General features: G+C 57.5%; 8 protein-coding genes. 5 read left to right on the top strand and 3 right to left on the bottom strand.

What is annotated here, in order from left to right; all coding sequences use genetic code 11:
- Positions 1-33 precede the first annotated feature (33 nt).
- Together ACZ48V_RS09470 and ACZ48V_RS09465 are read left to right on the top strand one after the other, a co-directional pair.
- Positions 34-4371: a S8 family serine peptidase gene (locus ACZ48V_RS09470; protein ID WP_464538527.1), complete on the top strand. Its 4338-nt coding sequence runs from the start codon at positions 34-36 to the stop codon at positions 4369-4371.
- On the top strand, positions 4372-6240 hold the full coding sequence (locus ACZ48V_RS09465) for a class I SAM-dependent methyltransferase (protein ID WP_464538525.1): 1869 nt from the start codon (positions 4372-4374) through the stop codon (positions 6238-6240).
- On the opposite strand, the gene miaA is transcribed toward ACZ48V_RS09465, so the two are convergent.
- The 3 genes from miaA to ACZ48V_RS09450 all read right to left on the bottom strand — a co-directional run bounded on the left by miaA (position 6168) and on the right by ACZ48V_RS09450 (position 9959).
- Positions 6168-7109, bottom strand: coding sequence for a tRNA (adenosine(37)-N6)-dimethylallyltransferase MiaA (gene miaA, locus ACZ48V_RS09460; RefSeq protein ID WP_464538523.1), 942 nt, complete (start codon positions 7107-7109; stop codon positions 6168-6170). The two genes, ACZ48V_RS09465 and miaA, sit on opposite strands and share 73 nt — an antisense overlap.
- 484 nt (positions 7110-7593) lie before the next feature.
- Complete coding sequence (locus tag ACZ48V_RS09455; RefSeq protein WP_464538521.1) at positions 7594-8361, bottom strand: lycopene cyclase domain-containing protein; 768 nt, start codon at positions 8359-8361, stop codon at positions 7594-7596.
- 44 nt (positions 8362-8405) lie between these two features.
- Positions 8406-9959, bottom strand: coding sequence for a phytoene desaturase family protein (locus tag ACZ48V_RS09450; protein WP_464538519.1), 1554 nt, complete (start codon positions 9957-9959; stop codon positions 8406-8408).
- A 228-nt stretch (positions 9960-10187) separates the two neighbouring features.
- Between ACZ48V_RS09450 and ACZ48V_RS09445 the strand changes: the two genes are divergently transcribed.
- From ACZ48V_RS09445 to ACZ48V_RS09435, 3 genes are all read left to right on the top strand, one after another.
- Entirely contained in the window at positions 10188-10418 is a 231-nt protein-coding gene (locus tag ACZ48V_RS09445) for a hypothetical protein (RefSeq protein WP_464538517.1), read from the top strand.
- A gap of 53 nt (positions 10419-10471) precedes the next feature.
- The gene (locus ACZ48V_RS09440) at positions 10472-11110 is read left to right on the top strand and encodes a cyclase family protein (RefSeq protein ID WP_464538515.1); all 639 of its coding nucleotides are present in this window, start codon (positions 10472-10474) and stop codon (positions 11108-11110) included.
- A 186-nt stretch (positions 11111-11296) separates the two neighbouring features.
- Complete coding sequence (locus ACZ48V_RS09435) at positions 11297-12505, top strand: baeRF7 domain-containing protein (protein ID WP_464538513.1); 1209 nt, start codon at positions 11297-11299, stop codon at positions 12503-12505.
- The last annotated feature ends 349 nt before the right edge of the window (positions 12506-12854 follow it).

The raw sequence follows: 12854 nt of genomic DNA, 5'->3' as shown, positions 1-12854 counted from the left end.
CCCTGCTTTTCCGCCTGGTTCGACCTCACTTTCATGGCACGTCTGCTCACGTTCTGGGTTGTCCTTAGCCTTCTAACCGTGGGGGGAGGTATGGGAGGATGCGAGGCGCAGGCGCAAGAACGAGAGCAAACAGCGCGTTATGAGCTTATCATTCGCCTGGCGGATGAGGCCCCGCAGGCGTTACGCCAGTCGCTTCAAGAAGCGTCTACAACGGATCAAGCGGCAGCGCTCGGTCCGCTCTACGCAGGCGTTGTGCGTTCGCGTCCCGCTTTTCCAGAAATAGAAAGCACAACTCCTGCCGGCCCGGCTACGTGGCCCGTCTTCGTGCTCGAACTCGAAGACCAGGAAGCGCTCAACGCTGCCAAAGCATCATGGACAGATCAGCCGGGCGTGCTCTACGTTGAGGAGAACGACTTTTTTGAGCTGTACGTGCGAGAGGGCCACGAGACGCTTCCTGAGGGATTTCCCATTTCCACCGATCCGGACAGCATCAATGCGAAGCTCAACCACCTCGACGTGATTCGTGCACGTGAGGCACATCGAATTACCCGAGGTACCCGCGATGTCACCATCGGCGTAATCGACTCGGGCGTGTTCTACCGGCATCCTGACCTTGAAAGCCAGGTATGGGTCAACGAGCCCGAAGACGTTGCGAATGCGGGCACCTTCGTACCCGGTAACCGCCAGGGTACGGACGAGGATGGCAATGGCTGGGTTGACGATGTGATCGGCTATAGCTTCGTAGATCGCCCGCTCATGCCCGAGCCGGGTCGCTACGGACCGCGCGACCCCGACCCGCGTCCCGACGAGCTGGGATCGTTTAGTGGGCATGGTACGGCGGTCAGTGGGGTAGTAGCTGCCCAAGAAGACAACGGCTCCGGAATGAAGGGGGTGGCGCCCGGAGCGCGCATTGCACTGCTGCGTGCGTTTGGGGGCGATGGGCGAGGACGTACGCGCGACATTGCGGCAGCAGTCATCTATGGTGCTGAGATGGGCTTTGACGTGCTGAACATGTCGTTCGGGCGAGACCGCTCATCTCTGTTATTGCATGATGCCATAAAATATGCACAAGACGCCGGTACAATTAGTGTAGCATCCGCCGGCAACGTAGCTGGGGACGACCCGCACTACCCCTCCGATTATCCAGAGGTTATCTCCACGGTATGGCTTGCCGAGGATGGGAGAGGACTCCCCGCATTCAGTACCAGTTCATACGGAATAGGGGCCGACCTTGGAGCCCCCGGCTCGAATGTGTTCACGACCCGGTATCCACGTACCGTTCCCGATGAGGAAATCACCCCCAGTGATCTCTACGGGGCAGCCAGCGGGTCGTCGTTTGCAGCCCCTCAGGTGAGCGGGGCCGTTGCACTGCTCCGCTCGCTCGACGCCTCGCTGAGCCCCGACGACATACGCTCAATCCTGACAAGCTCTACTACCGATGTCGGTATTCCAGGGTGGGACCATCGTACCGGGGCAGGCCTCCTGGACGTGTATGAGGCGTTAAAGCGCGCTCTTCCTGGAAACACGGTTATTGCACACCCCGACCACGATAGCGGGTGGAGTGCTCCGGAAATTCCCGTCATTGGGAGCTCGATCCACCCCAAACGTCAATCCTATCAGGTAAGCTACACGTCAGGTACCCACGACCTGAACGACGCGGACTGGACTCCGCTTCACGAACCCATTGCGCGGCGCGTCTTAGACGATACCCTTGTGGTGTGGCCGGTCGATGGGCTCGACGAAGGGGCCTACACGCTACGCCTCACCACGCAGCTCACCGACGGGCGCACAGTCGAAGACCGACGGCGCGTACGCATCCAGCGCACGCCGCCTACCATAACGGTACATGCGATCGAAGCGGGCATCGTACAGAGCGACTTTGGGCTCATCGCCGACGTTTCCACAGACCAACGCACATCGCTTACGCTTCGGTTGGCTCGTGCAAACGAGACAGAAACCATTGATAGCGAATTCCGCCGTCAGCGACATGGACTCTACTGGTCTGATACAGCCGGGCAGGGGGGGGAGGTCGCTGCTCGGGTCGTTGCTACGAACGATGCTGGACTTTCGGTATCATTCGATACGACCCTGACGCTTCCCGAACGCCGTTTCCGCTCGCAACTGCTGAAGCGTCACGATACATCCGTGCCTCGGGGGTATCTATTGCCTACACTCACCGACTTCGACGGCGACTCGCTTCCCGAACTCATCCTGAACCCGCTCTCCAGTCAGGGTGGGATTAGCGACTCACTGTACCTGTACGAGTGGACCGGGCAGGACTTCGTTCGTGGCGACTCGCTGCAAGCTAATGTCATTCCTCGTGACGTAGGCGATACCAACGCATCCGGCACCTCAGAACTGCTTACGCAGGTAGGGGCGGCCACGCTGCTTCTGGAGCAAGAGGAGAGCGCGTGGCTGCCTAAGTCGCAGGCTTTCATTGATACCACGGGCGTTCGAGGCTCAGAGGCACCGTTTCTCGGATCGGTGCTCGCCGATCTGCTGAACAGCGGTAGCGCTCAGATTCTCGGGCACACGCGCGAGGTGTGGAAGGGACGTGCATGGGATGGATCTCACTACACAGAGGCATTTACCCTTGATCCGCGCGACGTTCTTTCGATCGAAGACACGCTCAGCATTGGCGGTCTCATTGGTCCTGCCCGCGCCGCAACGGGTGACTTCACGGGCAACGGGCGCACCAATCTGCTGGTCGGCGATCGATACGGTCACTCGATCGTCTATGAAACACCAGTCGGTGAAACCGTACCGGTGCCGATCTGGACCCATGCCTCAAACCGCTTCGATGCCGGGCTCCGCTTTGGCGTAGGTGATCTAACCGGCGACGGTACCGATAACTTTGTGACGTTTACCAAGCACTATCCTCTCTCGCTGCCCGATGATACGCGCATGCCCGCGCGCAGCACCTACACGGTCTGGACGCATACGGGCAACGGGTTTGAAGCGGTGTACCGTCTCCCGATCGCGGGCGACGCGGGGCCGTCTGGAGCCGTAACGACCGCAAACCTGACAGGTGATGATCGCGACGAGGTAATCATCGCTCACGCTCCCTACCTGATTGTGCTTCGCAACGACCCTGCACACGGGTGGCAGGTCGCGTACCTTGACGATCGGGCTGGCATTGAGTCTACCTTCAGTCCGGCACTCGTAGTAGGCGATGTTACGGGAAGCGGCCGACCGGATGTGTTTGTGACGACCCGAGACGACCATGTCGTTCGGTTCGCCGTGCAGGAGCAGGCGCTCGCCGTGCCGCCCCCGCAGTGGCGCCGGGCAGAAGCGCGCTCTGATAGCGCGGTGATGCTGCAATGGGAGGCAGCCGGCGCAGATTCTGTTAGCGTCTTCCAACGCACCAATGGGTCTCCCTTCGAGCAGATTGCTGTCCGGGAGGACTCCAGTCTCGCCGTATCCACAACCACAACCCACCACTACGCCTTACGAGCATGGATCGGGGGAGAGGGGTCTCCGCTGAGCGAAACGCGTAAGGTGCGTCCCCGCTCGCCTGCTACGGTGATCGACGTATCGTATCCGGCCTCGAACGAAGTCCGGCTGACATTCAGCGAGGCGATCAGCGATGCAACGCGGGCGGAGCAGTTCGCTTACGAGGGAAATATGGTGCGCCGCCTTGTATCAGGCAGCAACGGACAGGTACTTGTCCTGACGCTTCCCCATGGCGTGCCACGTACGGGCACTCTGACGTGGCGCGACGTGCGCGACCGAGATGGCACACCTGTCGGGCAGAGCCAGCAGACGCTGGCATTGCCGGCTGTACCGGAGGCGCCGTTCTTCGTAGCAGACTGGACCCGCCTCTCTGCACAACGGGTAGCGCTTGAGTTTAACACCGCTGTTGACCGCGACGTGGCCGCTGATCCGGAACGCTACCGGGTAACGCCTCCTGGCACCGTAGCACGGGCTGTCGTTAGCAACGAAACGGACCACCGGATCGTCCTCGACATCGATGGCCTCGTTGTAGGGGCCACCGGGCGCATCATCACGCTCCGGCTTGATGACCTTTTTAGTGCAGATGGACGCGCCCTCGCTTCCGAGAGCCGCGCGATCCAGCTTACAGGCCCTGCTAACAATCTCGATGATGTGTTCGTGTATCCAAATCCGATGCGCGGTGCCGAACATGCTCATTCGGTTACCATTGCCGGCGTGCCTACCGAAGCTACCGTGCGCGTAGTGAGCGTTGACGGGCGCATGGTGCGCACGCTGACCACCGATCAGGCGTTCGAGGGAGGGATCGAGTGGGACCTGGAGGACGAGACCGGGCGTCGCGTGCCTACTGGGGTCTACTACGTACGGGTTGAAGCACCAGGCGAGTCGCCTGTCATGAAAAAAGCGGCAGTGATCTGGTAAATGATCCGTCTATCGGTACGCAGCACCTACGGATACGGGGCCATCGCTCTTCTCGGGGCGGCGGTACTGCCATGGGCAGCAGCCGACCCGGCATACTGGCCCCTTATGGTTGCAAGCTGCATGGTCGTGTCGGCAAGCCTGGTTCTGCTCTGGCGGGCAGATGCAGTGTCGATGCCGCTTGTCCTGGGCGGGGCCCTCGTACTCCGGCTGTTCTACCTGCCCCTTGAGCCGGTGCTTAGCGATGACGTCTATCGCTACCTGTGGGATGCACGCCTGCTCGTCGAGGGCGGAATCAATCCGTACACTCATCCGCCAGAAGCAGACGTGCTACGTAGCTGGCGGGATGAGTGGCTCTATCCAGCTCTTAACTCACAGGCCTATCACAGCGTCTATCCCCCGTTTTCTCAGGCCATCTTTGCGGCATCTTACCTGGTTGGGGGGGAGGGGTGGGCCAGCTACTACATGATGAAGGTCATGTTTGTAGCTGCGGAGCTAAGTGGCGTCTGGGCGCTGGGGCGGTATGTGGAGGCGCGCGACCTCATGCTCTATGCCTGGCACCCGCTGGCTTTACTGGAGATTGCCGGACAGGGACACACCGAAGCACTTGCTGTAGGAGGCGTGGGTATTGCGCTCTGGGCAGTGTGGAGCCAGCGTAAGTACCTGGCTGCCGTTGCGATCGCACTTGCTGGACTGGCTAAGCTGTACCCGTGGGTCGCTTTCGCGTGGCTCTTCCGCCGATATGGATTTCGACCCGTCTTTGCTGGAGGAGCCGTTATTGCTATTTTGTTTGTTCCGTTTTGGTACAGAGCACTGTTTGTAGACCTGGGACAGTCCCTTCGCTTATACGTACAGCTGTTCGAATTTAACGCAGGGCCGTACTATGTCGTTAAAGGGGTACTTGGGGGACTCACCGGACAGGACTGGAGCAAGGTTATCGGACCGGTGTTCGGAGGGCTTACTCTACTGGGGCTGGCAGTGTGGATCCTTCGTGACTGGCTGAAGCCAGTGTCACTCGCTACCTTCATCGTAGGTGCTCTCGGTATCTACCTAGCACTGGCGACAACCGTGCACCCGTGGTACTGGCTTGTGGTCGGGCTCGTAGCCGTTCTACATCCAGTAACACGCTGGGCCTGGATGTGGATTGCTACGTTGAGTATCGGTACGTACCTGTTCTACATTGATGGCCCGTACCTGGTCTGGGTCGTACTCGGGTGGGGGGGAGCTGCGTTGTTACTCGTCGTAGGGTGGATCCAGCAGGGCGGGCTCGCCGGCCCCCGCGCCCGACAAAAGATACGTGCGTTTTCTAATGACCTGACCACCCTTAACAGTACAGAAAACGAGTCACCTACGTTACTCGACATTGGATGTGGAGAGGGAGCAGTGGGTGCGTACATCCATGAGCATTACAGCATGGATGTGACGCTCACTGACTTGCACAACGACATCCAGGCTGATCTTCCGTTTGTACAGTGTACAGCTGACCGGCTTCCTTTCAGCGACCACAGATTTGATGCGGCGTTGCTCAGCTTCGTGCTACACCACGCCGAAAACCCTGAGCAGGTCATGCAAGAGGCGTTGCGTGTAAGTCGCCACGTGCTTGTGCTGGAGTCTGTAGCCTATCACCCGCTTCAGCGTTGCCTTTTAGGATGGACAGATGCTGCTATAAACGCCATACGCTCAGGCGGAACGATGGCGCCTCCGCATCCGGAAACCTACCGCAGTCTTGACAACTGGACGCGCTGGATGGAGAAGCAAGGTGGCCAGGTTGTACGCAAAGAGCTAATCCCCGGACGGCTTCATCCGTGGGCGGTGCTCGTTGTACGCCCTACCCAGCGTGCAAGCGCCTCTTCCGATACCTCGTTGGGATGACGCCATACGTAGTCGTCGTAACGCCGAAACCACGTAAGCTGGCGTTTCGCATATCGCCGCGTATTGCGCTTGACAAGGCGCACCATCTCGTCGTAATCATACGCACCTTGCAGGTGCTGAATCGGCTCGCGATAGCCAATCGTGCTAAGTGGCGGCTCGTCCAGGTTCACCGGCCCGTCCATGACCCGCCGCACCTCATCCAAAAGCCCGGCATTGAGCATCCGGTCAACCCGCTCATTAATGCGATCGTAGAGCCGCTGCCGGTCGCGATGTAATACCACGGTTCGGTAGGTGAACGGCGGCTCCGGCTGGTTTTCGTAGAAGGAGGTGAGCGTATGCCCCGTGCCGTGGTAGACCTCCAGTGCTCGCATGACCCGATGCGTCTTCGTCGGATCTGCCTTAGCAGCCTGTTCCGGGTCCACTTCGAGAAGCTCATTGTAGAGCGCCTGTGCGCCCTCCTCGTCAAGGCGTATCTCTAAGCGCTCCCGAACGGACGAGTCCACATCTGGAATGTCCGCAAGGCCCTCTTGTAGCGCGTGGATGTAGAGCGTTGATCCTCCAACGATGATCGGGACTCGGCCTCGTTGCACGATCTGGCGGATGCGTGCGTTAGCGTCATCGGCAAACGCACCTGCCGAGTAGGGGGGATCGTGCAACGAACGCTCATCGATAAAGTGGTGCGGAATACCTTCACGTTCATCCGGTGCAGGCTTCGCCGTTCCGATTGTGAGCTCGCGGTAGATCTGCCGGCTATCAGCGGATATAATCTCAGCATCCCATTGATGGGCAAGTGATAAGCTGAGTGCGGTCTTTCCAACAGCCGTGGGGCCTACAATACAGAGAAACGGGCCCGGGGGGGACGAGAACATGATAGCATGTCGTTAAAGCGCGGTAACAAACACGCTATGACGACACGCGTGGCTTGTCCGGTTGTTCGTCGGGTCGATGAACTGTGATACCCGGAACGGGACCAACCGGAACAGAATCGCCACCGGGAGGCAATCCACCATCTCCCGAGTCGTCGTCGGATGGATCAATTCCTTTCGGATACTGCTGATGGATGTATATCATGACGACGAGCCCCAGCAGGCATGAAAGGACAAACAGTGCCTCGATAAGCAAGAGCATAGAGCAATGCGATAAGATGCAACGGCGTGTTAGTGTTCACATTACCCTCATATCCGTAGGCGCCGGTTCCGTTTCATGTGTAGCAAAAAAGAAAAGGCCCTCATATGTGCTGGCTGGGTGAGAGCAACTGAGGGCTACTTTCTGCCGTCAAGAAGAAATGTGCGAGCAAGAAGAGAGAAGTCCGCCGGACTTGAATCGGGCATGAAACGGTTCACCCGAGGCGGGTCATCCAGCAGGGCTCTTCTGCGTCGAGGGCTCCGGATTGGAGGCAAGGAGCTCGGGGGCATCATCCAGAAACAACAGAATCCCCTGTACGACCATAATGTTTGTTACCAGAAAGAAAGTTGCCTCCTCAATAGGTAACCCAACCAGTTCGATGCCGATGGTATAGTCGGGAGAGATTGTCCAGATACCGTTATTGATCGCGATCGCATCAGCAATCCAGAGATAAACAGTGGGGATTCCGATTGTCCAGGCCATGGTGCGGCGGTACTGCCAAAGTTGGGGGCCATCATAGAACCACTTGAATGCAATGATAGGCCCGGCCCATCCGACAATGAGGCCCATGTACAGGAACGAGTCGTTTCCGGACAGAATCATCCACCACCCGACAGCCGATATAACCGTCCAGATCCCCCCACCAATCCAGCGAGCTGCGCTTATACGCGGTCGCCTTTCGGTAGTCCGCGCCAGATAGTGATACAGAAAGAGACCAGTCAAGATAGGCTGTAGAATGAAAAACGCATACTCCTCTATGGGTACATAACCAATGGTAAGTAGCACGCGGTCGGGGCCGTACCACCATACTTCGTTAGCAACAAGGTAGTTATCCCAGGGCGTCGTGTACAGGAATGCAATGAGACATAGCAGAGGAATAGCCACGCGCCCACGTCGCCCGCCTACCCCGCCAAGCGGACGGGGCACGGTAGCCAGCATCAGTAAGGTAGGCGGAATCGTAAATATGAGGTGGAAAGCGAGGTAAGAGAGCGTCATAAGACTGGGGGGCAGGCGAAGGAGTGGGTGAGCCGGGGTAAGGACTATACGCGATGGCGGTCGAGATCGCGCAGGAGTACACGGGCAGCGTTACGCCCCGAGGCGCCCATAATGCCACCACCAGGGTGTGTGCTGGCTCCTGTAAGATAGAGGCCAGACAGAGGCGCTTTGTATTGAGACCAACCCATAGCGGGACGGTTGCTGAACATCTGATCAATGCTCATTTCAACGTGCATAACATTGCCTCGGAAGAGTCCAAGGTGCTTCTCAAGCCATGCAGGATGCTGAAATAGATCCCCGACGATATGTTCACGCATGCCCGGAGCGAAAGTCTCGAAGGTGTCGATGAGACGGTTTGCAACATCGTCTGCAATCACATCCCAAGACTGCCCGTCTGCAAGCTCGTATGGGAAATACTGTCCCCATAGCCATAGCACCTCATGTCCCTCGGGTGCAAGGGTCGGATCGGCCGCGCTAAACGTCATCGCAACCAGCGGCGGATCAGAGGAGGGATGTCCTCCCAGGTATTCACCATAAGCCCGGCTGAGCTGCTCAGGCGAGCGGCACAGGAGCTGCAGCCCTGTACGGGCCTTTACGCCAGGGGCTGCTGTGTACTCGACCGGGGCATCGAGCGCCAGACGCAGCATCGCGCCAAACCCGTTTCCCACGCGTATTTTCTTGGCAAAGTTGTCGGGACGGTGCTCGTCGGGTAGGAGCCGTGTCGTCGTCTCCAGAATATGCGCCCCCGATAGTACAGCGCGGGCCGTAGCATCGCCTTGCTCGCTGCGGATGCCGACCGCTTTCCCGTTACGTACCATAATCTCGTTTACCGCTGCGTTGGTATGCACGGCACCACCGTGGGCTTCGATGTGTGCACGCAGGGCCTGGGTGAGCATACCCGACCCGCCTTTTGGACGGGCTACCCCCCCTTCGTGGTAGAGCGGATGCCAGAGCACGAAAGGCCCAGTCATTGGCTCGGTGGGAGGCGGACCCGACTGGGCGGCCATCCACATAAGCATTGCGCGCAGCTCAGGACTGTCAAAGTACTCGCTGACGACATGTCCGTATGGCCGCATAATGGTCCGAAGTTCGTCTTGCCAGTCGAGCTTCGACGACTCGCCCAGTACAAGACTTTTGCCTAACTGAAAAGGACTTGGCGACCGTAAGAACATATCGCGCATGGTCCGTGCAAACCCAGACCAGTCGTCAATAAAGCGACGGTAGTTGTCGCCCTCACCCGGAAAGGTCTGGTTCAACTCGTGGACGGTCCGGTCTATATCACGGTAGATGTATACCGGGGTGTCTCCGAAGGGAGCAAAGAAGAGCGGGTCAAGGTCGATATACTCTAATCCAAATCGTTCGAGCTCAAGCTCGTCAATGATGGGTGTTAGACGGATTAGAATGTGCGCGCTTCCACCAAGATCAAACTGGTAGCCCGGTACAATCTCTTTTGTGGATACAGCGCCGCCTACAATATCACGACGTTCAAACACACCGACTTTGTATCCGGCCTGAGCGAGATAGGCACTACAGATAAGCGAGTTATGCCCAGCTCCAACAACTACAACATCAAAATCCACGATACAGACAGGGCCCATGTATTATAAGGATTGCGGACGACAGAGCGAGGCCGAAAACACATACGACGGCTCTGCCTTTCAAAATATGCAAACCATACACGTGGAATAGAAGCTCAAGATGTTCGTATTTTGACAAACAACGAAACCGGGGCCCGCTAATTTGCGTGGACTCTACATAAGACTGTAAAAGAGTGGTGAACAAGCGAGCCACTTTACGCAACGTGTATCCCAATTCTGCGTGCTGCTATGAACTGGATTTCGCAAGTACTTGGATTCTTTGTCGCGTTCGGTCCGATCTTGATGCTCTTTGCGCTCTGGCATCTGATCTGGAACGATGATTCGGGCTCCGACGGAGGAGGAGGGGGCCGGCCGTCATGGGATCCGGGCCCTCCCCCGCCAACAAACGGACGCGACCGTGTGCCGGTTGAGGAGCGTCCAGTAAGCGAGCCCGTTTCCGATACGTGGAACGTCAATTGAGCGCAAGAAGGCCTCTCTAATCTTACATGCCGTCCTCACGCAACAGCCCTTGTATGAGCAAATGGATTGACATATCGCAGCTATTGGATGCTGACATTGCAGCCTGGCCCGGCGATGTCCCTTTCTCACGTCGCTCCACCTTGCAGATTTCCAACGGGGATAGCGTGAACTGCTCGGCCATAGATCAAAGCGTGCATGCCGGCACGCATGCCGACGCTCCGTACCATGTCGATGCAGGCGGGCCAACCACGGACTCCTGGACGCTGGGCACGTTCATCGGTCCCGCCGAGGTCGTTTCTATTCCAGTAGGTGTCCCCGCCGTTCAGCCTGGCCACCTTATGGGATGCGAGACGCCCCGCATCCTTCTAAAAACTGCATGCAGCCATCGATCCGATACGTTCTGGAATGACGCATTCCCGTCAATCTCATTAGCCGCGGTACAGTGGATGGCCGAGCAAGATATTCAGTTGGTTGGAACCGATGCCCCCTCGGTCGATCCCGCAGATAGCACCGACCTTGATGCACACCATGCATTAAATGGAGCGAATATCGTGAATATCGAGAACCTGCGCCTGGGACATGTCGAGGCCGGTACGTATTCGCTGGTTGCGCTACCAATGCCCGTTGCGGGAAGCGATGCGGCTCCTGTACGTGCTGTTTTGCATGCCGATGCTACGCTCTTCACGGGATAGAAAGTTTTATTCAACGCTCTTGCACCATAGACACTCTTTTAGTTATTTTAGCACTCCCAAGTAAGAGCTGATAACAACCTTGAATGGTAAACACCCGTAACACAAAGAACCACCAAGGTACCGCTGCACGCCTATTGCTGCGTGCGCCCTGTTCGCCGATTTGTAGACTTATCTCCCAAAGCGACTATGGATACATTCGATCGTGCTAATCTTCGCGCACTTGCAGAGCATGAGGGCGAGGTGTGCGTTAGCCTGTATATGGAAACGATGCGCAACGAATCCGACTGGTCGCAGAACACCATTCGGTACAAGAATTTGCTTACCGAGGCACGCGACATTCTCCGTGAGCAGGGGCATCGTGAAAACGAAATTGATACGCTCCTTGAACCGGCACGCGTACTGGCTGATGATACGACCTTCTGGCGCCAGGTTAGCAATGGCGTGGCGTTGTTTCTGACGGCTGATGGATTACAGACGTACCGGCTTCCGCTCCAGTTCGATGAGTTTGTGACGGCGGGCGATCACTTTCACTTGAAGCCACTCTTCCCACTGATCGCGTCGAATAACCGTTTCTTCGTGCTCGCCCTTAGCCAGAACGACGTAAAGCTCTTTCAGGGTACCCATCAATCGATTGGCGAGGTGGATACGCGAGAAATCCCGGGTAGCCTGCAAGAATCATCGCCGGGTGTTGAGGACGATGCCGAGCGCCAGGTGCAGCATCGCACCGCGAATCGTACTCCGAGCGGACGAACCGACCAGGCCTATCATGGCCATCCGCATGACAAAGACGATAACAGTCGTACTGTAAAGCCGGAGATCAAACAGTTCTTTCGGTCGATTGACGAGGGCGTCATGAAGTATCTTGCGGATGAGGACGCCCCGCTTCTTATCGCCGGTGTTTCCGAATACCTTCCGATGTACCGGGAAGTGAACAGCTATGCTCACCTCGTTGAGAACGATGTTGTGGCGGGCAACCCGGAAGACCTGCGTCCAACAGAGTTGCACGAGAAGGCGTGGTCGATTGTAGAGCCAATCTTTGAAGCAACACAACAAGAAGCCCTCGAAGCCTTCGACCAGCATTACCACCAGAACGGCGACCTGGCTTCGGGCAACTTCCACGAGATCGTACCGGCTTGCGCCTACGGGCGGGTGGATACGCTCTTCGTTCCGATTGACGAACACCGATGGGGACGCTTCGACCCATCAAGCAATACGGTTGAGCTGCACGGCAGTCATGAAGCGGGGGACTATGACCTACTCAACTATGCTGCGGTCCACGCGCACCTGAACGGAGCTACGGTATATGCGCTCCGTCCAGAGAATATGCCGAGTGGTCAGTTCGTTGCAGCTGTCTTCCGCTATCCGGCTGACGTATCGGCAACCGAAGAAGGATAGCACGGTCTCGGACAAGTCACAACGCGCCACGAAGCGCAACTGTCCACATATGGGCAGTTGCGCTTTTGCGTTTAAGAGCGAAAGGATAAGGCAAACTGGTGGATTCATGGCAGAAACCTGCAGAGAAGCGCTGCAGGTCACACTTGACATTTTGATTCCTGATAATTAGCATTATCAGGAATCAAGAATTAAGGCACGAAATCCGGATTTCCTTCACGTACACCACATAATGGCATGGACCCCGACAGATCAGATTCTGAAAGCCCCCCGTCAGAGACGCCCGAAGTGTACCAAGGTACGGATGCGGGGCAACAAAACGCGCCTACGAGCACCTCACATGCAGACGAAT

The organism is Longimonas haloalkaliphila, assembly GCF_055379825.1.
The sequence above is the reverse complement of the archived record's forward strand: the minus strand, read 5'-3'. Positions and strand labels throughout refer to the sequence as shown.

Bases quoted from the DNA above. Each gene is read 5' to 3' on its own strand.
- ACZ48V_RS09470 (WP_464538527.1), top strand. From the start codon at position 34: ATGGCACGTCTGCTCACGTTCTGGGTTGTCCTTAGCCTTCTAACCGTG.
- ACZ48V_RS09465 (WP_464538525.1), top strand. From the start codon at position 4,372: ATGATCCGTCTATCGGTACGCAGCACCTACGGATACGGGGCCATCGCT.
- miaA (WP_464538523.1), bottom strand. From the start codon at position 7,109: ATGTTCTCGTCCCCCCCGGGCCCGTTTCTCTGTATTGTAGGCCCCACG.
- ACZ48V_RS09455 (WP_464538521.1), bottom strand. From the start codon at position 8,361: ATGACGCTCTCTTACCTCGCTTTCCACCTCATATTTACGATTCCGCCT.
- ACZ48V_RS09450 (WP_464538519.1), bottom strand. From the start codon at position 9,959: ATGGGCCCTGTCTGTATCGTGGATTTTGATGTTGTAGTTGTTGGAGCT.
- ACZ48V_RS09445 (WP_464538517.1), top strand. From the start codon at position 10,188: ATGAACTGGATTTCGCAAGTACTTGGATTCTTTGTCGCGTTCGGTCCG.
- ACZ48V_RS09440 (WP_464538515.1), top strand. From the start codon at position 10,472: ATGAGCAAATGGATTGACATATCGCAGCTATTGGATGCTGACATTGCA.
- ACZ48V_RS09435 (WP_464538513.1), top strand. From the start codon at position 11,297: ATGGATACATTCGATCGTGCTAATCTTCGCGCACTTGCAGAGCATGAG.